General features: G+C 66.7%; 22 protein-coding genes. 18 read left to right on the forward strand and 4 right to left on the reverse strand.

Annotated elements, in window-relative coordinates:
- Nucleotides 1-110 precede the first annotated feature (110 nt).
- The 3 genes from F3H87_RS10280 to F3H87_RS10290 all read left to right on the forward strand — a co-directional run bounded on the left by F3H87_RS10280 (nucleotide 111) and on the right by F3H87_RS10290 (nucleotide 2,833).
- Nucleotides 111-506 (forward strand): DUF6524 family protein, encoded by a 396-nt coding sequence (locus F3H87_RS10280; RefSeq protein WP_149788831.1) that lies wholly within the window; start codon nucleotides 111-113, stop codon nucleotides 504-506.
- Between the two features lie 153 nt (nucleotides 507-659).
- Nucleotides 660-1,022, forward strand: coding sequence for a preprotein translocase subunit SecG (gene secG / locus F3H87_RS10285; protein WP_149788830.1), 363 nt, complete (start codon nucleotides 660-662; stop codon nucleotides 1,020-1,022).
- A gap of 167 nt (nucleotides 1,023-1,189) precedes the next feature.
- Entirely contained in the window at nucleotides 1,190-2,833 is a 1,644-nt protein-coding gene (locus F3H87_RS10290) for a CTP synthase (protein WP_149788829.1), read from the forward strand.
- A 391-nt stretch (nucleotides 2,834-3,224) separates the two neighbouring features.
- On the opposite strand, the gene F3H87_RS10295 is transcribed toward F3H87_RS10290, so the two are convergent.
- Nucleotides 3,225-3,821, reverse strand: a complete 597-nt coding sequence (locus F3H87_RS10295) for a hypothetical protein (RefSeq protein WP_149788828.1) — start codon at nucleotides 3,819-3,821, stop codon at nucleotides 3,225-3,227.
- Nucleotides 3,822-3,968: 147 nt separating this feature from the next.
- On the opposite strand from F3H87_RS10295, the gene F3H87_RS10300 reads away from it, so the two are divergent.
- From F3H87_RS10300 to F3H87_RS10370, 15 genes are all read left to right on the forward strand, one after another.
- The gene (locus F3H87_RS10300; protein WP_149788978.1) at nucleotides 3,969-4,262 is read left to right on the forward strand and encodes a DUF1330 domain-containing protein; all 294 of its coding nucleotides are present in this window, start codon (nucleotides 3,969-3,971) and stop codon (nucleotides 4,260-4,262) included.
- The gene (locus F3H87_RS10305; RefSeq protein WP_149788827.1) at nucleotides 4,262-4,729 is read left to right on the forward strand and encodes a tellurite resistance TerB family protein; all 468 of its coding nucleotides are present in this window, start codon (nucleotides 4,262-4,264) and stop codon (nucleotides 4,727-4,729) included. Before F3H87_RS10300 ends, F3H87_RS10305 begins: the two co-directional genes overlap by 1 nt.
- Nucleotides 4,730-4,747: 18 nt before the next feature.
- Nucleotides 4,748-5,512: a hypothetical protein gene (locus tag F3H87_RS10310; protein WP_149788826.1), complete on the forward strand. Its 765-nt coding sequence runs from the start codon at nucleotides 4,748-4,750 to the stop codon at nucleotides 5,510-5,512.
- Entirely contained in the window at nucleotides 5,454-5,894 is a 441-nt protein-coding gene (locus F3H87_RS10315; protein WP_149788825.1) for a tellurite resistance TerB family protein, read from the forward strand. Before F3H87_RS10310 ends, F3H87_RS10315 begins: the two co-directional genes overlap by 59 nt.
- Entirely contained in the window at nucleotides 5,891-6,631 is a 741-nt protein-coding gene (locus tag F3H87_RS10320) for a phosphate/phosphite/phosphonate ABC transporter substrate-binding protein (RefSeq protein ID WP_149788824.1), read from the forward strand. Before F3H87_RS10315 ends, F3H87_RS10320 begins: the two co-directional genes overlap by 4 nt.
- 141 nt (nucleotides 6,632-6,772) lie before the next feature.
- Complete coding sequence (locus F3H87_RS10325; protein ID WP_149788823.1) at nucleotides 6,773-7,549, forward strand: ABC transporter ATP-binding protein; 777 nt, start codon at nucleotides 6,773-6,775, stop codon at nucleotides 7,547-7,549.
- Between the two features lie 36 nt (nucleotides 7,550-7,585).
- Nucleotides 7,586-8,302, forward strand: coding sequence for a transporter substrate-binding domain-containing protein (locus F3H87_RS10330; RefSeq protein WP_149788822.1), 717 nt, complete (start codon nucleotides 7,586-7,588; stop codon nucleotides 8,300-8,302).
- Between the two features lie 95 nt (nucleotides 8,303-8,397).
- A complete protein-coding gene (locus F3H87_RS10335; RefSeq protein WP_149788821.1) occupies nucleotides 8,398-9,282 on the forward strand; it encodes an ABC transporter permease in 885 nt (294 codons plus the stop codon).
- Complete coding sequence (locus F3H87_RS10340) at nucleotides 9,279-10,085, forward strand: ABC transporter permease (protein ID WP_149788820.1); 807 nt, start codon at nucleotides 9,279-9,281, stop codon at nucleotides 10,083-10,085. Before F3H87_RS10335 ends, F3H87_RS10340 begins: the two co-directional genes overlap by 4 nt.
- A 115-nt stretch (nucleotides 10,086-10,200) precedes the next feature.
- Nucleotides 10,201-11,541 (forward strand): glutamine synthetase family protein, encoded by a 1,341-nt coding sequence (locus tag F3H87_RS10345; protein WP_149788977.1) that lies wholly within the window; start codon nucleotides 10,201-10,203, stop codon nucleotides 11,539-11,541.
- Between the two features lie 65 nt (nucleotides 11,542-11,606).
- Complete coding sequence (locus F3H87_RS10350) at nucleotides 11,607-12,302, forward strand: type 1 glutamine amidotransferase (protein WP_149788819.1); 696 nt, start codon at nucleotides 11,607-11,609, stop codon at nucleotides 12,300-12,302.
- A complete protein-coding gene (locus F3H87_RS10355; protein WP_149788818.1) occupies nucleotides 12,299-13,657 on the forward strand; it encodes a glutamine synthetase family protein in 1,359 nt (452 codons plus the stop codon). The genes F3H87_RS10350 and F3H87_RS10355 overlap by 4 nt, the downstream gene beginning before the upstream one ends.
- Nucleotides 13,658-13,741: 84 nt before the next feature.
- Nucleotides 13,742-15,046 carry an NAD(P)/FAD-dependent oxidoreductase gene (locus tag F3H87_RS10360; protein WP_149788817.1) on the forward strand — a complete coding sequence of 435 codons (1,305 nt, stop codon included), beginning with the start codon at nucleotides 13,742-13,744 and terminating at the stop codon, nucleotides 15,044-15,046.
- Between the two features lie 120 nt (nucleotides 15,047-15,166).
- Nucleotides 15,167-16,363 carry a DegT/DnrJ/EryC1/StrS family aminotransferase gene (locus F3H87_RS10365; RefSeq protein ID WP_149788816.1) on the forward strand — a complete coding sequence of 399 codons (1,197 nt, stop codon included), beginning with the start codon at nucleotides 15,167-15,169 and terminating at the stop codon, nucleotides 16,361-16,363.
- Nucleotides 16,364-16,420: 57 nt separating this feature from the next.
- Nucleotides 16,421-17,323, forward strand: a complete 903-nt coding sequence (locus F3H87_RS10370) for an aminotransferase class IV (RefSeq protein WP_149788815.1) — start codon at nucleotides 16,421-16,423, stop codon at nucleotides 17,321-17,323.
- A 15-nt stretch (nucleotides 17,324-17,338) separates the two neighbouring features.
- Here the strand turns inward: F3H87_RS10370 and F3H87_RS10375 are convergent, their stop codons facing one another.
- The 3 genes from F3H87_RS10375 to F3H87_RS10385 form a co-directional block, all read right to left on the reverse strand.
- Nucleotides 17,339-18,304: a LysR family transcriptional regulator gene (locus F3H87_RS10375; protein WP_149788814.1), complete on the reverse strand. Its 966-nt coding sequence runs from the start codon at nucleotides 18,302-18,304 to the stop codon at nucleotides 17,339-17,341.
- 6 nt (nucleotides 18,305-18,310) lie between these two features.
- Nucleotides 18,311-18,883 (reverse strand): polyhydroxyalkanoate synthesis repressor PhaR, encoded by a 573-nt coding sequence (phaR, locus tag F3H87_RS10380; protein ID WP_149788813.1) that lies wholly within the window; start codon nucleotides 18,881-18,883, stop codon nucleotides 18,311-18,313.
- A gap of 139 nt (nucleotides 18,884-19,022) precedes the next feature.
- Nucleotides 19,023-19,469: a phasin, PhaP gene (locus tag F3H87_RS10385; RefSeq protein WP_149788812.1), complete on the reverse strand. Its 447-nt coding sequence runs from the start codon at nucleotides 19,467-19,469 to the stop codon at nucleotides 19,023-19,025.
- Between the last annotated feature and the right edge of the window lie 129 nt (nucleotides 19,470-19,598).

A 19,598-nucleotide genomic window follows, 5' to 3' on the forward strand; every position in this document is an offset into this window, starting at 1 on the left:
ACGCCCCGTATAGCGAGGCCCGAGGCCCGGCGAAACCGGAAATTCGCCGCGGGCTGGACAGCACCGCCGCCGCGCGCCAAAACTCGTGCGCGCCAACCCGGAGGTTTTTCATGGGCTTTCTCCTGCGCTGGATCGCGGCCTTCGCGCTGCTCTCGGCCACCTACAACCCGACACGGTGGAACTATGCCCGCTGGGCCGGGCGCGACTGGGAGGCACAGATGCCGCTTGTCGTGCTGTGCGGGCTGTTGCTGCTGGTGGGCTACATCGTCTACCTGCGCGCCACGCTGCGTTCGATCGGGGCGTTCGGCATGGGGCTGGTGCTGGCGATCATCGCGGCCCTGCTGTGGGTGGCGCATGATTTCGGCTGGCTCGACCTGCGCGATCCCACGCGCAACACCTGGATCGCGCTGGTGGCGCTGGCGACGGTGCTGGGCATCGGCCTGAACTGGTCCCATGTGCGCCGCCGCCTCAGCGGGCAGGCCGACATGGACGATGTGGACGAATAGCCCCTTCATCGTTCCGCAAATACTCGCTCCCCCCGCGCCCGGCACGCGCAGGTGCCGGCATGGGGGCGCCCGGGGCCGGGAATGACCGCTTGCCCCTTGGGCCAAACATCATTACATGGCCCCTGATACGAATATCCGGCAAGCCGAGGCCCCATGGAAAACGTCATCCTCATCGTCCACCTTCTTCTTGCGCTGGCGCTGATCGGCATCGTTCTGCTGCAGCGGTCCGAGGGGGGCGGCCTTGGCATCGGCGGCGGCGGCGCGGCGGCGGGCCGCGCACCGGCGACGCCGCTGGGCAAGGTGACATGGGTTCTGGCGATCGCATTCATCTGCACCTCGCTGGCGCTGACCATCGTCGCGGCGCAGAAATCGGCCGGCAGTTCGGTTCTCGACCGTATCGGCAACCAGCCGACGGCGGAGGAACCCGCCGATGCGGCGCCGGCCCTGCCTTCGGGCGACGGGTTGCTGCCGCCCGCGGGGGGCGACGACGCACCGCTGGTGCCCCGCGCCGACTGAGACCCGCAAACCACAAGCGTTTGAGGACGCGCGGCAGGCCATAACAGCATCTTGCGGTCTGCTTGCGCTTCCTGCGCGAATCCTTTATGACTTGAGTCCCGTGATGCTGCGGCCATTCGGACCGCGCGGGCGCTCGTTTCTTGCGACTTCACGGGGGATGCCACGACATGGCACGTTTCATTTTCATCACTGGCGGCGTTGTGTCCTCACTCGGCAAGGGGCTGGCCTCGGCGGCGCTGGGATCGCTGTTGCAGGCGCGCGGTTTCTCGGTGCGGCTGCGCAAGCTCGATCCCTATCTCAACGTCGATCCCGGCACGATGAGCCCGTTCGAACACGGCGAGGTGTTCGTGACCGACGACGGTGCGGAAACCGACCTGGACCTGGGCCATTACGAACGCTTCACCGGCGTGCCCGCGCGCATGACCGACTCGGTCAGTTCCGGGCGGATCTATTCCAACGTTCTGGAAAAGGAACGTCGCGGCGATTACCTGGGCAAGACGATCCAGGTCGTTCCCCACGTCACCAACGAGATCAAGGACTTCATCTCGATCGGCGAGGACGAGGTCGATTTCATGCTGTGCGAGATCGGCGGCACCGTGGGCGATATCGAGGGCCTGCCGTTCTTCGAGGCGATCCGCCAGTTTTCCCACGACAAGCCGCGCGGGCAATGCATCTTCATGCACCTGACGCTGCTGCCCTACCTTGCCGCCTCGGGCGAGCTGAAGACCAAACCGACCCAGCACAGCGTCAAGGAACTGCAATCCATCGGCATCGCGCCCGATATCCTTGTCTGCCGCTCCGAACAGCCGATCCCCGACAAGGAACGCGAGAAGATCGCGCTGTTCTGCAACGTCCGCAAAGAGGCTGTGGTCGCCGCCTATGACCTGAACTCGATCTACGAGGCGCCGCTGGCCTATCACCGCGAGGGGCTGGACCAGGCGGTGCTGGACGCCTTCCAGATCAGCCCGGCCCCGCGCCCCGACCTGTCGAAATGGGAAGACGTGGTCGACCGCATCCACAACACCGACGGCGAGGTGAATGTCGCCATCGTCGGCAAATACACGCAGCTGGAAGACGCCTACAAGTCGATCAAAGAGGCGCTGACCCACGGCGGCATGGCCAACCGGGTCAAGGTCAACGTGAACTGGGTGGATGCCGAGGTGTTCGACCGCGAGGATGCCGCCCCGCACCTGGAGGGTTACGACGCGATCCTGGTGCCCGGCGGTTTCGGCGAACGCGGCACCGAGGGCAAGATCAAGGCCGCCGAATTCGCTCGCACCCGCAAGATCCCTTATCTGGGCATCTGTCTGGGGATGCAGATGGCGGTGATCGAGGCCGCGCGCAACGTCGCCGGCGTGACCGCCGCCGGGTCCGAGGAATTCGACCACGAGGCCGGGAAAAAGCGGTTCGAGCCCGTGGTCTATCACCTGAAGGAATGGGTGCAGGGCAACCGGAAGGTCAGCCGCAAGGCCAGCGACGACAAGGGCGGCACGATGCGCCTGGGCGCCTATGACGCGGTGCTCAAGGACGGGTCCAAGGTGGCGCAGGTTTATGGCTGCACCGCCATCGACGAACGCCACCGCCATCGCTACGAGGTGGATATCAAGTACCGCGAAAAGCTGGAAGCGGCCGGGCTGACCTTTTCGGGCATGTCACCGGACGGGCGGTTGCCGGAAATCGTGGAATGGTCGGATCACCCGTGGTTCATCGGCGTACAATTCCACCCCGAGCTGAAATCCAAACCCTTCGATCCGCACCCGCTGTTCGCCGATTTCGTGCGCGCCGCGGTCGAGGCATCGCGGCTGGTCTGATCCCCGGTGAACCGCGGCACACCACCGGCGGAGCTTCGCGTGACGCGCGATGAATGACGGGATCACATCTTGGGCCGATATCTGAACAATGCACCCCGCCCGGAACAGCCGCGCAGCGGCCCGGGCATCGCACGGCCGCCCCCCGGCCGGGCGATTGGCTGCCGCAAGTGCCACGCTTTGAGGGAGAATGTGGCTGGACGATAAATTGCCAGTCACAGATGTTGGATCGCCCGACCGCGGCCATGCGATGCCCTTCTGTCGCGAACCACTCGAGCGGTGGAGTCGTCCCAAACAACATTTTGATTTTGCATAATTTATTTTCCCGGCAACGGAACATCCGCGTGGCAGTTTTCACTTGGGCCAAAATACCCTGCCACGCCGCCCCCCCGGATCACCCCAGGATCGGCCCCAGCAACTCGCGCCAGAGCGTCGGGCGGCCTCTGCGGGCGTTGTCGGACAGGATCGTCCGGTCGAACGGCGTGTCCTGCCCCGGCGCGGCCCCTTCCATATCCTCCTTTTCCCGCTCGGCCTGCACCGCCTTCAGCGTGATCGGGGTGAACAGCGCCGGATCGAACACCCAGCGGCCCTGGCGGCCGCGCGCGCGGTCTTCTTCCTGGCGCTCGACCCAATCGAGGATGCGGGCAAAGACGTCGCCCAGCCCCTCGTCGGGGTCGGGCAGGTAAAAGCCGCTGACCGCCCGGCGGTGGATCGCGTCCAGCACCTGGCAGCGCAGCCGCGCCTCGGCCGGCAGCCTGTCCTTGCGGAGATAGTTGTAACGCTCGGGGCGGGCGTTGAAAAACACGATCATCGCGGTCCCGAGGTCCAGCCCCTTCTGCGCCATCGACCATCCCAGCTTGCGGGTATCGCCGCTGGCCCAGTCGAATTCGCGCAGCGCGGTCCGGCGCTCCTGCGAACTGCCGCCGCGAATCTCCTGCAGCAAATCCTGCAGATCCGTATCGTAAATCCTTCTGATGGGCTTGTGTGTCACCGGCACATCCCTTCACCATACCAATCAACCCAGGCTAGGCAGGAATTATGGTGAGATTAGGGAGGCCGCGTGGCACGTATCGCCCCGGCCTTGACCGGGCCGCACCGGGCGCGCAGGATGCCCGCGCATGAACAACGAGAGGCTGCGATGACCAAGGGCTACTGGGTGGCACATGTCCAGGTGGACGACCCCGAGATTTACGAGGACTACAAGCGCGCCAATGCCGCGCCCTTCGCCGAGTTCGGCGGGCGCTTCATCGTGCGCGGCGGCGAACAGCAGGTCCGCGAGGGCGCGGCGCGCGGCCGCACCGTGGTGATCGAGTTTCCCACCTACGAGGCGGCGCTGGCCTGCTTCGACTCGCCCGCCTACCAGGCGGCCAAGGCGATCCGCGATCCGGTTTCGTCCGCCGACATGGTCATCGTGAAAGGGTTTGACGGCTGATGTTCGCGCGCCTTCTGTCCCGCTTCCGCGCGGGCGAGCCCGCAGCATTGCCGCAACCCGATGCCGACCTCGCGCTCGGCGCGCTGCTGGTGCGGGTGGCGAAATCCGACCACAGCTACCGGGTCGAGGAGATCCAGCGCATCGACCGGCTGATCGCGCGGCTGTTCGAACTGAACCCGGTGCAGGCCGCCAAGATGCGGGCGACCTGCGAAAAGCTGGAAAAGCAGGCCCCGGGCACCGGCAGTTTCGCCGGGCTGATCCGCGACAACGTGGATCACGCGCACCGGCTGGACGCCCTGCAGGCCTTGCACGAGGTGATGATCGCCGACGGTATCGCCGTCGAAGAGGAGCTGTCGCTGATCCACGCGCTGACCGAGGCGCTTGGCCTGACGCCGGAGGACGAGGCCATCGCCCGCCAGCGCGCCGAAGAGGGCCACGTGCTGCCGCCCGCACATCCAAAGGGCTGAAATCCGGCGGATCGTGCTATGCTGCGCCCCATGCGGCGCGTCGTCTGGTGGTTTTTTCTGATCTGGCCCGCAGGCGCGCTGGCCTGCGACCGGCCGGTTTGCGGCGTCGACCCGCAAGAGCTGTCGCTGGCGCGGCTGGTGGATTTCGAGGACATGGCCGGCGGCTATGGCCCCGGGCGGCTGTACCGCCAGGCGATCGAAGCCGACGGCGTGAGTTTCGGCGAACACCTGGCCGGCCAGTCGCGCAGCGCCGATGGCCCTTATGACCGCATCGACGGACCGGCGACCCCGCCCCTGCGGCTGGGCGACGTGCCGGGCGGCGCGCTTCTCAGCATCACGCGGGTGGGCAAAAGCAGCGTGCTGAACGGCCAGGGGCCGGCCGGCTATCCCAAACGCGAGGCCGAGGGCGAGGGCGCGATCGCGATCCTGTTCGACCATGACCAGGCGGCGCTGTCGGTCGATATCGTCGGCGGCGAGGGCGGCACCGGCTGGTTTCTGTTCCTCGCCCGCGACGGATCGGTGCTCGACCGGCACGACCTGACGGGGCTCGGCGAAGAGACGCGCGCCTTTCGAACGCCCGGCATGGAGCCACGCATCGCGGCGCTGGTGATCACGAATGACGACCCCGAAGGCATCGCCATCGACAACCTGCGCTTCGAGCTGATCCGCCAGATGGGTGCGATTGGGCTTGGCGGCGATGCGCGGGCGACTTATGTCTTGGCGCATGTTGTCTCAATTGCTCTCCCGCCTGCTGGCCCCGACACCGCGCACCCTTCCCGATGAGGATGCGCGCATCGCGCTGACTGCGCTTCTGGTGCGGATCGCGCGGACCGACGGCCATTACGACCCGGCCGAGATCGCCCGCATCGACCGTATCGTGCAGGCCCGGTTCGGCCTGACCGAACACCAGGCGCAGGAGTTGCGCACCGTGGCCGAGGGGATCGAGGCCGAGGCGCCCGATACCCACCGCTTCACCCTCGCCATAAAGGACGCCGTGCCCTACGAAGACCGCCTTGGCATCGTCGTCGCCCTGTGGGAGGTCGTCCTGGCCGACGGCGTGCGCGAGGCCGAGGAAGACGCGCTGCTGCGCATGGTCACCTCGTTCCTCGGCATCTCGGACCAGGACAGCGCGCGCGCCCGGCAAAGGGCGGAGCGCGGCGGGTGATCGCCGCCCTGCCGATGTACGACCTGCCGTGGCTGACCGCCACGACAGACCGTCTTTGGCAGGCGATCCGCGCCGGGCTGCCCGATGCCCCGCCCGGACTGACCCGCGACCGCGACCTTTGGGAAATCTGGCAATCGCCCGACCTGCTGCTGGCGCAGACCTGCGGGCTGCCCTTTCGCGCGCGGCTGCACGGGCACGTCACGCTGGTCGCCAGCCCCGATCACGGCCTGCCCGGTTGCCCGCCGGGGCATTACGTCAGCCAGTTGATCCGCCGGCGCGGCGACACGCGCGACCTGGCCGGGCTGGCACAGGGCGTGATGGCCTATAACGAGCCGCTGTCGCAATCGGGCTGGGCCGCGCCGGTGGCGCACCTGGCGGCGCACGGGCTTGCGCCGGGCGGGCTGCTGAAAACCGGCGCGCACCTGGCCTCGGTCGCGGCCGTGCTGGACGGGCGGGCGGATTTCGCCGCCATCGACGCGGTGACGCTGACCCTGTTCGCGCGGCATGACGAACACGCGGCCGCCCGGCTCGACCCGTTCGACCGGACCGCGCCCACACCCGCCCTGCCCTATGTCACAGCGCAGGGCCGCGATCCCGCGCCGCTGGCCCGTGCCCTGGCCCGCGCGATCGACGGGCTTTCCGCGCAGGATCGCCACGCGCTTTGCCTGCGCGGCATCGTGCATCTGCCCGCCACGGCCTATACCGCCCTGCCCCTGCCGCCCGCGCCCAAAGACTGAGCGGAACCGCCGAAACACCCGTTGACCACGGGTCAGATTGCCCGATTCCCGGGTATTTGTTGCGCATTGCAAGTTGCAATGACCCGGAATTTCAGCCCTATTATCCCGTGAACAACAAAAAACACCGCAACAGGGGGATACGTGGGGGAAACCGATCCGGTCATCGAAATCCGTGACCTGCACAAGGCCTATGGCGCGCTTGAGGTGATCAAGGGCGTCGACATCCTGGCCCGGCGGGGCGACGTGGTGTCGCTTATCGGCTCGTCCGGTTCGGGCAAATCCACGATCCTGCGCTGTGCCAACCTGCTGGAAGACAGCCAGCAGGGCGATATCCTGTTCAAGGGCGAGCCGGTGAAGTGGCGCGGCACCGATCATGGCCGCCACCCGGCCGATCCAGCGCAGGTGCTGCGCATCCGCACCAACCTGTCGATGGTGTTCCAGCAATTCAACCTCTGGGCCCATATGACCATCCTGCAAAACGTGATGGAGGCGCCGGTGACCGTGCTGGGCCGCCCCCGCGCCGAGGTCGAGACATCCGCCCGCGCCTACCTGGAAAAGGTCGGCATCGCAGACAAGGCCGACGCCTATCCCGCGCAACTGTCGGGCGGCCAGCAGCAGCGCGCCGCCATCGCCCGCGCGCTGGCGATGGAGCCCGAGGCGCTGCTGTTCGACGAACCGACCAGCGCGCTCGACCCGGAACTGGAACAAGAGGTCGTCAAGGTGATCAAGGCGCTGGCCGAGGAAGGCCGCACCATGCTGGTCGTCACCCATGACATGCGCATGGCGGCCGATATCTCGAATCACGTCGTTTTCCTGCACGAAGGCAGGATCGAAGAGCAAGGCCCCCCCGATTCGATATTCGGGGCGCCGCAGACCGAGCGGCTCAGGGGCTTTTTGTCGGCCACCCTGCACGAGTGACCGGAACCGCCAACTACCAACCAAGGGAGAAACCCCATGAAGAAACTGATCCTGACCGCCGCCGCGCTGAGTGTTTCGGCCGGCATGGCCATGGCCCAGGACGTCACCCGCCTGGGCACCGAGGGCGCCTACCCTCCGTGGAACTTCATCAACGACTCGGGCGAGGTCGACGGATTCGAGCGCGAACTGGGCGACGAGCTGTGCACGCGCGCCGGGCTGACCTGCGAATGGGTCACGAACGACTGGGATTCGATCATCCCGAACCTCGTGTCGGGCAATTACGACGTCATCATCGCCGGCATGTCGATCACCGACGAGCGCAAGGAAGTGATTGATTTCACCCAGAACTACACCCAGCCCGACCCGTCGGCCTACCTGGCCGCCTCGGAGGACGCGGACCTTGAGGGCGGTGTCGTCGCGGCGCAGGCCGGCACGATCCAGGCGGCCTTTGTCGCCGAACAGGGCTGGTCCCTGCTGGAATTCGCAACGCCCGAGGAAACCATCGCCGCCGTGCGCAGCGGCGAGGCCGACGCCGTTCTGGCCGACAAGTCCTACCTCGTGCCCGTGGCCGAGGAAGATGCCGGCCTGATGCTGCTGGAGCGCGAGGAACTGATCGGCGGCGGCGTGGGCCTTGGCCTGCGCAAGTCCGACACCGCGCTGAAGGAAACCCTCGACGCGGCGATCCAGTCGATGAAGGACGACGGCAGCCTGAACGCGCTGATCGAGAAATGGGAGATCGGCGAAACCTTCTGACCGGCACCGGGGCGGGCGACCTGCCCGCCCCGTACCGGCCTGATCCCTGGGGCGGGCAGCCTGCCCGCCCTCACTGACAACCGCGGGGCCCTGCCATTTTCAGCTTTTGCACCGATCCCGATGCCCTGTCCGGCCTGACCTGGCTGTCGTGCTACCTCACGACGGGCAAGCACATGTCGTTCTACTGGTCGTTCGGAACCGTGCTGCTGCTGCTGGCGATCACCGCACCGGCGGCGCTGGCCTTCGGCTTTGCCGGGGCGTCGGCGGCGCGCTCGCGCATCCCGCCGGTATCGTGGCTGGGCAAGGGCTATATCGCGGTGGTGCGCGGCGTGCCCGACATCGCGTTCTTCATGTTCTTCGTCATCGCGCTGGACCAGGGGTTCGAATATCTCCGCCACCAGTGGATGTGCCCCGACTGGGACCAGCCGATCCGGCAGGGCAACGATTTCATCGTCTGCCAGCAGGCCAAGCTGCCATTGGGCAATTCCCCCCAGATCTGGCACGAGATCTATGGCTTCTTCCTGGCGGTGCTGACCTTTGCCATCGTGTTCGGCGCCTTTGCCGCCAACGTGCTGTTCGGCGCGATGCGCGCGGTGCCCCATGCGCAGCTGGAAACCGCCGCCGCCTACGGCATGACCCCGCGCCAGACCTTCTGGCGCATCCTGGTGCCGCAGATGTGGGTCTATGCGCTGCCCGGCCTGGGCAACCTGTGGATGGTGCTGATCAAGGCCACGCCGCTGCTGTTCCTGCTGGGGGTCGAGGATATCGTCTATTGGGCGCGCGACCTGGGCGGCACCAAGACCGCGCGCTTCACCGACTACCCGCATGGCGACTGGCGGATGTGGTATTTCGGCGCGCTGCTGATCTTTTACCTTCTGTTCACCCGGGTTTCGGAAATCTTCCTGGACCGCATGATGAAAAGGCTGACCCATGGGCAGGCCACGATGGGCGGCGAAGCGCAGCGAAAGGCCGCGGCATGAGTTGCTGGGAAACCATCGCCGATTACGGGCTGCGCAGCCTCGGCATCGGTGAGCGCCTGTTGCCGCGCACCGATTTCACGCTGTGCCAGCAGGTCGTGCTGATCGGCTCGGGGATGATCTGGAACGTCTATTTCGGCGTGCTGGCGCTGGCCTCGGGGTTCTTTTTGGCCACGGCGCTGGCGATGGGCAAGGCCGCGCGCAGCCGGCCCGTCCGCAAGATCAGCGAATGGATGATCTTCGTCTTTCGCGGCAGCCCGCTGTTCATCCAGTTCTTCTTTGCCTATTTCCTGTTTCTCTCGCTCAAGACCGCGGTGCCGTTCTTTACCCCGCTGACCAGCGCCTGGGCCGGCGCGCTGGTGGTGCTGTTCCTGAACACCGCCGCCTATTCCGGCGAGATCTTCTATGGCGCGCTGCTGTCGGTGCCCAAGGGCGAGATGGAGGCGGCGGATGCCTACGGGTTCTCGGGCTGGAAGAAGTTTCGCAAGATCACCTGGCCCACCATGCTGCGGCTGGCCTGGCCCGCCTATACGAACGAGGCGATATTCCTGTTCCACGCCACCACGCTGGTATTCTTCAGCGGCTTTCCCGCGCAGGGGCAGCGGGGCGACGCGCTCTATTACGCCAATTACTTTGCCGACAAGACCTTCAACCCGTTCGTTCCCTACCCGATCCTGGCGATCTATTTCATCGCGCTGACGCTGCTGATCGTCGGCCTGTTCGGGCTGGTCAACCGGCGGCTCAACCGTCACCTTCCGGCCGAGCGGCGGCGGCGCATGAAACTGCGCCCAAACCTTTTGCGCTGACGCCGCGAAACCGGGCCGTTGCCCGGAAACCGCGCGATTTGCCTTGATTTCCGCGCGGTTTGAAGGCTATCCCATATTTGATCAAATTTTCCGACGGCCGTTTCCGATGACCACAATGACGCCCACAGACTGGCTTCGCGCGCATCCGCAGGTGCGCACGATCCGCGTTGCCGCCTCTGACCTCAACGGCCAGCCGCGCGGCAAGCGCATCCCCACCCGCTTTGCCGGAAAGGTGGTCGAGGAAGGCACGCGCTTTCCGCTTTCCGCGCTCAACCTCGATATCTGGGGCGAGGATATCGACGACAGTCCGCTGGTGTTCGAAACCGGCGATGCCGATGGCGTGCTGCGCCCGACCGAACGCGGCTTCATGCCGATGCCGTGGCTGTCGGCGCCCACCGGACTGTTGCCGATCTGGATGTTCCACGAGGATGGCCGCCCCTTCGACGGCGATCCGCGCCACGCGCTGGCCCGCGTGGTCGAACGATACAAGGCGCGTGGGCTGACCCCTGTTGCGGCGGTCGAGCTGGAGTTCTTCCTGATCGACGACAGCGGCAAGTCGCTTCAGGTGCCGATCAGCCCGCGCTCGGGCAAGCGGCGCAAGGCGGCCGAGGTCCTGTCGATCCGCGCGCTGGATGCGTTCGACGAGTTCTTTACCGATCTCTACGACGCCTGCGAGGAAATGGACATTCCCGCCGACACCGCGATTTCCGAGGCCGGGCTGGGCCAGTTCGAGATCAACCTGATGCACCAGGACGACGCGCTGCGCGCCGCCGACGATGCGTGGCTGTTCAAGATGCTGGTCAAGGGCATGGCCCGGCGGCACGGCTTTGCCGCGTCCTTCATGGCCAAGCCCTACGAGGATTACGCCGGGTCGGGCCTGCATGTGCATTTCTCGGTCCTGGACCGCGACGGCAACAACATCTTCGACGATGGCGGGCCGAAGGGATCGGATGCGCTGCGCCACGCGATTGCCGGCTGCCTGAAGGCGATGCCCGACAGCATGCTGATCTTCGCCCCGCACGCCAACAGCTATGACCGGCTGGTGCCGGAAAACCACGCGCCGACGGGTATCGCCTGGGCCTATGAGAACCGCACCGCCGCGATCCGCGTGCCCGCGGGCAACCCCGCGGCGCGGCGCATCGAACACCGGGTCGCGGGCGGCGACGTGAACCCCTATCTGCACCTGGCGGCCGTCCTGGGTGCGGCGCTGACCGGCATCGAGGATGGCGAGGAACCGCCCGCGCCGATCACCGGCAACGCCTATGCGCTGGACCTGCCGCAGGTGCCCAACACCTGGGCCGAGGCCATCGACGCCTTCGACCGGAGCGAACGGATGAAGCGCATCTTCGCCCCGATGCTGATCCAGAACCTGCTGCTGACCAAGCGGCAGGAAATGCACTACATGGCCGAACTGACGCCGCAGGAGCAGGTGGAGATATACCTCGACACGGTCTGAGGCGGGCCTTGCCCGCCTGCCCCGCCCTGCGATACGCTTCGACCATCCAAACCCATTGGTGATCCATGAAAATCGGCATCCTGCAAACCGGCCACGCCCCCGACCAGATCCGGGAGAGCGTCGGCGATTACGAAGACATGTTCCATAGCCTGCTTGCGGCGCATGGCTTCGACTTCCAGACCTGGAACGTGGTGGACGGCGCGTTTCCACCCGGCCCCGACGCCGCCGACGGCTGGCTTGTCACCGGCTCGAAACACGGCGCGTATGAGGACCACCCGTGGATTCCACCGCTCGAGTCGCTGATCCGCGCGATCCGCGACAGCGGGCGGCCGCTGGTGGGTGTCTGTTTCGGGCACCAGATCATCGCGCAGGCGCTGGGGGGCCGGGTCGAGAAATTCGCCGGCGGCTGGGCCACCGGGCCGCAGGTTTACGACCTGTCCGAAGGCGGGCAGATCACGCTGAACGCCTGGCACCAGGACCAGGTGGTGGCGCTGCCGCCGGGCGCCAGGGTGCTGGCGACCAACCCGTTTTGCGAAAACGCCGCGCTGGCCATCGGCGACAGCATCCTGACGGTGCAGGCCCATCCCGAATTCGGCCGCGACGTGATCGCGGGGCTGCTGGAGCATCGCGCCGGCGGGCTGGTGCCGGACGAGCAGATCGCCGACACCCGCGCGCGGCTGGACACACCCACCGAGGGCAGCGATTTCGGGGCGCGCATCGCCGCCTTTTTCCACCAGCACGCATCGGAGGGCGCGATATGACCGACTGGACGGATCAGCTGCCCGAGGCCGCCCGCGCCTATCTGGAAGGCCGCCGGCTGGACGAGGTGGAATGCATCGTTTCGGACCTGCCCGGCATCGCGCGGGGCAAGGCCGTCCCGGCGTCGAAATTCGGGCGGATGAATTATTTTCACCTGCCCGACAGCATCTTCTACCAGACCATCACCGGCGACTGGGGCGAAGCGGCGGGCAAGGAGGGGTTCATCGAACGCGACATGCTGCTTTACCCAGACATGTCCACCGCCACCGCCGCACCCTGGACCGCCGACTGGACCCTGCAGGTGATCCACGACGCCTTTGACCGCAAGGGCGATCCGATCCCGTTTTCCCCGCGCAACGTGCTGAAACGGGTGGTCAAGCTCTATCACGATCAGGGCTGGAAGCCGGTCGTCGCACCGGAGATGGAGTTCTACCTCGTCGCGCGCAACCTGGACCCGGCCAAGAAGATCGAGCCGATGATGGGCCGCTCTGGCCGGCCGGCGGCGGCGCGGCAGGCCTATTCGATGTCGGCGGTGGACGAGTTCGGCCCGGTGATCGACGATATCTACGATTTCGCCGAGGCGCAGGGGTTCGAGATCGACGGCATCACGCAGGAGGGCGGCGCGGGGCAGCTGGAGATCAACCTGCGCCACGGATCGCCGGTGAAGCTGGCCGACGAGGTGTTCTATTTCAAGCGCCTGATCCGCGAGGCGGCGCTGCGGCACGATTGCTTTGCCACCTTCATGGCCAAGCCCATCGCCGAGGAGCCGGGCAGCGCCATGCATATCCACCATTCGGTGCTGGATATCGAAACCGGGCAGAACATCTTTTCCGGCCCGCAGGGGGGTGAGACCGACGCGTTCTTCAACTTCCTCGGCGGGATGCAGAAATACCTGCCCTCGGTCATCGCGGTGATGGCGCCCTATGTGAACTCCTACCGCCGCTACGTGCGCGACCACGCGGCGCCGATCAACCTGGCCTGGGGGCGCGACAACCGCACCACCGGCATCCGCGTGCCGCTGTCGCAACCCGAAAGCCGCCGGGTCGAGAACCGGCTGGCGGGGATGGATTGCAACCCTTACCTCGGCATCGCGGCCTCGCTGGCCTGCGGATACCTGGGCCTGATGAACGAGGAATGGCCCGACAAGCAGTTCAAGGGCGACGCCTATGAAAGCGAAGAGGACATTCCCCGCGTGCTGGGCGAGGCGCTGGACCTGTTCGAAGGCGCGGACAAGCTGCACGAGGTGCTGGGCGAGGAATTCGCCCGCGTCTATGCCATCGTGAAACGCACCGAGTACGAGGAATTCCTGCAGGTGATCTCGCCCTGGGAACGCGAGCACCTGCTGCTGAACGTGTGATCCCGGACGGGTCGGCGACGGGGGGCGCTGCCCCCCGCACCCCCCGGAGTATTTCCGGCAAGATGAAGGACAAGGGGCGCCCTCATGGACCTGCTTTACGCCAATGACCGCAAGGGCACCTATCCGCAAAGCTGGTATGCCGCCACCGCCCACGAGGCGCCCGACCGGCCCGAACTGACGGGCGAGGTGCGGGCCGATGTCTGCGTGGTCGGCGGCGGGTTCACCGGGCTGTCCACCGCGCTGCACCTGGCGGAGCGGGGTGTGGACGTGGTCCTGGTCGAGGCACATCGCGTGGGGTTCGGCGCCTCGGGGCGCAATGGCGGGCAACTGGGCAGCGGCCAGCGGCAGGACCAGGAGGCGCTGATCCGCATGGTGGGGCGCGACGACGCGCGGCACCTGTGGCTGCTGGGCGAAGAGGCCAAGCAGGTCGTGCGCGGCCTGATCGAGACCCACGGGATCGACTGCGATTACCGCCCCGGCGTGGCCTGGACCGGATTTTCCGATGGCGAGGCACGGGACCTGCACGGCTATGCCGACCTGCTGGAGCGTGAATACGGCTATGACCGGATCGAGCGGCTGGATGCGCAGGCGTGCCATGCGCTCTGCCCCTCGCCCGCCTACAAGGGCGGGATACTGGACATGGGCGCGGGCCACCTGCACCCGCTGAATTTCGTGCTGGGGCTGGCGCGCGCGGCCGAGGCAGCGGGTGTGCGGATATTCGAGCGCAGCCATGTCCATCACGTCGCCGACGGCAGCCCCGCGACGGTGCGTTGCGACAAGGGCCGGGTGGTGGCCGAAACCGTGGTGCTGGCCGGCAACGGCTATCTCGGCGGGATGAACCGCAAGGTGGCGGCGCGGGTGATGCCGATCAACAATTACGTGGTGGCGACCGAACCGCTGGGCGAGTGCGCGGCGCAGGTGCTGACCCGCGACGTGGCGGTGGCCGATACGAAATTCGTGGTCAACTACTTTCGGCTGAGCCGCGACGGGCGGCTGCTGTTCGGGGGCGGCGAAAGCTATGGTTACCGCTTTCCCGACGACATCGCCGCCAAGGTGCGCAAGCCGATGCTGGAGATCTTTCCGCATCTGCGCGACGTGAAGATCGACCATGCCTGGGGCGGCACGCTGGCAATCACGATGAAGCGGCTGCCCTACCTGGGCCGGGTGGGCAAAAGCATCCTGTCCTCCTCGGGCTATTCGGGGCACGGGGTGGGCACGGCCACCCATGCCGGGCTGCTGATGGCGCAGGCGATCCTCGGGCGCAGCGCGGGGTTCGATGCGATGGCGCGGCTGCCGGTGCCGCGGTTTCCGGGCGGGCCGGCCTTTCGCACGCCGCTGCTGACGCTGGCGATGACCTGGTACGCGCTGCGCGACCGGCTGGGCGTCTGACACCCTGCAGGCAGGACAGGAGGAAACCCGCGCGGCACCCCGCCGACGCGGGCAACGGGCTTGAATTTTTCCGGCTTTCCTTTAAGAAAACCGAAAAGGGATTTCAGGAAAGCCGAAAACATGACCCTCGCCCCCAATGTCTATGACGCCGAGCCCATCCCCGACGCCGCCCGCGCCGAGATCGAGCGGTTGCTGCAATCGGGCGATCTGTTCCGCTATACCGCGCCGCAGGATGCGCCGGTGGCGCTGCTGGAGCGTGAGTTTGCCGAGATGATGGGCGCGCGCTATGCGCTGGCGGTGTCGTCCTGCTCGGCGGCGCTGTTTTTGTCGCTCAAGGCGCTGGACCTGCCGCGCGGCGCGAAGGTCCTGATCCCGGCCTTCACCTTCGCCGCCGTGCCCTCGTCCATCGTGCACGCGGATTGCGAGCCGCTGCTGTGCGAGGTGGGCGAGGATTACCGCATCGACCTGGACGACCTGAACAGGAAGATCGGACAGGCGGACGCGGTGATGATCAGCCACATGCGCGGCCATACCAGCGACATGGACGCGATCATGCAGGCCGCCGCCGCCCGTGGCCTGCCGGTGATCGAGGATGCGGCGCATTCGCTGGGCACCACGTGGGACGGGCGCAACATCGGCACCATCGGCAGGATCGGCTGCTTCAGCTTCCAGTCCTACAAGCTGCTGAACAGCGGCGAGGGCGGCATCCTGATCACCGACGACGCGGATATCCTGGCCCGCGCGGTCATCATGTCGGGCGCCTATGAACATAACTGGCGCAAGCACGGCACCGATCCCGCGCTTGAAACCGCCTTTGCGCGGCACCAGAACCGGCTGCCGCTTTACAATCTGCGGCTGGGCAACCTGTCGGCGGCGGTGGTGCGCGCGCAACTGGCCGAGGTGGCGCGGCGGGTGCGCGACGGGCGGCGCAACCACGACCGGGTGGCCGCGCAGCTGAACCTGTCGCCCTGGATCGAGGTGCCGGAAAAGCTGGCCAAGGAAGAGCGCGCACCGGATTCCATCCAGTTCAACCTGTGCGGCATGACAGAGGACGAGACCCGCGCCTTTGCCGATGCCGCCGCCGCGCGCGGCGTCAAGGTGCAGGTCTTCGGCCTGAGCACCGACAACGCGCGCGCCTATTGGAACTGGCAGTTCCTGCACGACCTGCCCGAGCTGCCGCAGACGCGCGCCATGCTGATGCGGGCCTGCGACGTGCGCCTGCCCGCCCGGCTGACGCCCGAGGAATGCGATTTCGTGGCCGACGCGCTGGTGCGCGCGGCGCAGGACGTCAAGGGCAACCTGCGCGCCACCGCCTGACCGCCACTGGACAACCGCCCCGCCCCCGCCCATCCTGCCCGAAACAGGAGAGACGGCATGGCGGATTTCAGCAAGGGCGCGGCATGGATGGCGGGGGAGATCCTGCCGATATCCGAGGCGAAGATCGGCGTCACGGATTGGGGGCTGACCCATTCCGATATCACCTATGACGTGGTGCCGGTGTGGAAGGGCGGGTTCTTCCGGCTGGACGATTACCTCGACCGGTTCCTGGACAGCCTTGCCGCGATGCGCCTCGATCCCGGGCTGACGCGCGACCGGATGGTGCAGGCGCTGGCGGACATGATGACCGCCAGCGGGTTGCAGGACGCCTATTGCGCGATGGTCTGCGCGCGCGGCGTGCCCGTCATCCCCGGCAGCCGCGATCCGCGCGACTGCGCCAATCATTTCTACGCCTGGTGCGTGCCCTATGTGCATGTGATCCCGTTCGATCTGGCCGAGGCCGGGGCCAGCGCGCTGATCCCCGACACCCCCCGCCGCATCCCCGAGAACAGCGTGAACCCGCGCGCCAAGAACTATCACTGGGGCGATTTCACCGACGGGCTGTTCCAGGCGAAAGAGGCCGGGTTCGACACCGTGATCCTGCTGGATCACGCGGGCAACGTGACCGAGGGGCCGGGCTTCAACGCCTTCGCGCTGAAAGGCGGCCGGGTGATCACCTCGGGGCACGGGGTGCTGGGCGGGATCACCCGGCGCACGGTGCTGGAGATGGCGCAGGAGGCCGGGCTGACCTGCGAGGAGCGCGCGCTGCCGCTGGAGGAATTCCTGGACGCGGACGAGGTGTTCCTGTCTTCGTCCGGCGGGGGTGTGACGCCGATCGTCCGGGTGAACGACCGGGTATTCGGCAACGGCGTACCGGGGCCGGTGGCGCGCAGGCTGCGGCAAACCTATTTCGACTGGCTGGAAGCGCCGCGTTTTCGCACCGCGATCGCGTATCGGTAAGCCGCGCGCGCCCCGTCAGTGCATGGTCAGCACGTCGGCGACAAAGGGATAGGCCGCAACCGCCGGGTCGATCACCACCTCCTGCAGCAGCGGCTTGAGTTCCGACGCGACGCGGGCGGGCATGTCCTGCAGGATGCCCTTGCGCGCAGTCAGGGTGATGGTGCGCGACAGCGGCGCGAAGGGCAGCGGCATCACGTCGATCTGGTCGGCAAAGCGGCGCGCGCGCATCAGCGCCAGCGGCGTCAGGATCGTCCAGCCCGCGCCCTGCCCCACCATCGCAAGGATCGCGTGATAGCTGTCCAGCTCGAACCGCTGCGACAGGGTCAGGTTCTGCCGCGCAAGGTGCGATGCGATCAGCCGGCCCATGTGGTGACGGGTGGTGTATTGCACCAGCGGCATGGTCTTGAGCTGTTTCAGCAAGTCGCGGTCGGGACGGATGCGCCCCCGTGGCGCGGCCACGACGAAGCCCTCGGTCAGCAGCGGGTGCAGTTCCATCCAGTCGGCCTCGGCCCCCATCTGGGCAGCCACGATCACGTCGAGGGCGCGGGCATCCAGCAGGTCGTGCAGGTAATGGCTGGCCCCGGTTTCCAGCAGGAACTGGCTGGTCCTGAGATCGCCGGCCAGCCGCGTCAGCAGCCGCGGGGTCACGTCGGCCTCGAAATCCTCGATCATGCCCAGGCGGAACCGCGTGAGGTTGGTCATGTCGGCCATCGCCAGCTCGGCGCGGGCCAGCGCGGCCTCGTTCAGGATGGCACCGGCGCGGCGGCGGAAAATCTCGCCCGCCGGGGTCAGCACCACGGGACGCGTGTTGCGTTGCAGCAGCGTGGCGCCGATCGCGCCTTCGAGGTTGGTCAGTTGCTGGCTGACGGCCGAGGGACTGGCCCCCAGCCGCCGCGCCGCGGCCGAGATGCTGCCCTCTTCGGCGGTGGCAACGAAGACCTCGACCCCCCAGAGCGTGATCCGGCCGGGGCTGTCCACCATGTCCGGTTACTTGTCCATCTTCGACAGCTTGGCCTGCAGGTCGGCAAGCTGGCGCTTGATCTCGTCCAGGTCGTCGGTATCGCCGGCATCGTCCTTGCCCGGCTCGGCCTCGGGTTCGGTGCCCGGCCCGCTCCACTGGCCGGACATGCCGCTGGTCATCGCCTTGAGAAACGCCTGTTGCTGCGCCTGCAGCGCCTCGAAGCCGGGCATCTGCGCCATCGGGTTCACCTTGACCATGTTCTCCATCATCTTGGACTGGCCGTCGCGCAGCATCTCGAACGACGCCTGCAGGAATTGCGGCACCATCGAACCGGCCTGATCGGTGTAGGACCGCACCAGGTCCGTCAGCACGCTGACCGGCAGCATGGTTTCGCCCCGGCTTTCGTGTTCGGCAATGATCTGAAGAAGATACTGGCGTGTCAGGTCGTCTCCCGATTTCAGATCGACGATCTGAACCTCGCGCCCGTCGCGGATGAACCCGGCGATATCCTCGAGCGTGACGTAATCGCTGGTTTCGGTGTTGTAGAGCCGCCGACTGGCATAGCGTTTGATCAGCAGCGTTTTCTTGTCTTCGGCCACTTGGCGGTCCTCCCCGATGCAGCGGTGCAGAAAAACACTAGGACAGGCCGGATCAAAAAGAAAGGGCGGGCAAAATGCCCGCCCATCGTCTGCATCCGTCAGGGAGGAGGGAGGATGCAGCCTTGTTCCTGCCCGCGCCTTACTTGGCGGCGGTGGCCTTCTTGGCGGCCGCGGTGGCGTCCTTGGTCATCTTCTGGACGGTGGCCGATGCTTCCTCGGTCATGTCCTTGCCGGCGGCCATCATCAGCTCGACGGTGTCCATCTGGACCTTCTTGGCGACCTCGGCGAAGGCGGCCATGTTCTCGGCGGCGACCTCGGCCTGGGCCGATGCGAAGTCGGTCATCGCCTTGGCGTAGTCTGCCGGCTCGGTCTTGGCCTTGGTCATGTCGGCCAGCTTGGCCAGGGTTTCCTTGGTCCACTTGGCGGAAATCTCCGAGGATTTCCCGGCGGCGTCCAGCGCCACGCCGGCCAGCTTTTCGTTCAGCGTGGCCTGGGTCTTGAAAGCGTCTTCCATCACCTTGGTGTCGACGGGGAAGGCACCCATCATGTCCTTCATCATCGCGGTGAAATCTTGCGTCTTAGCCATAGTTCCTGATCCTTTGCATTCCGCGCCGGGCCATCCCCGGCTTTCTGCGTCTGCAAGGAACATACATGCTGCACCGCAGCATTTCAAGTACCCATGCTGCGGTGCAGCGAAAAATCGCCTTACCCCAGG

The organism is Lutimaribacter pacificus (genome assembly GCF_900142185.1).
In the GTDB taxonomy this organism is placed as follows: Bacteria; Pseudomonadota; Alphaproteobacteria; order Rhodobacterales; family Rhodobacteraceae; genus Lutimaribacter; species Lutimaribacter pacificus.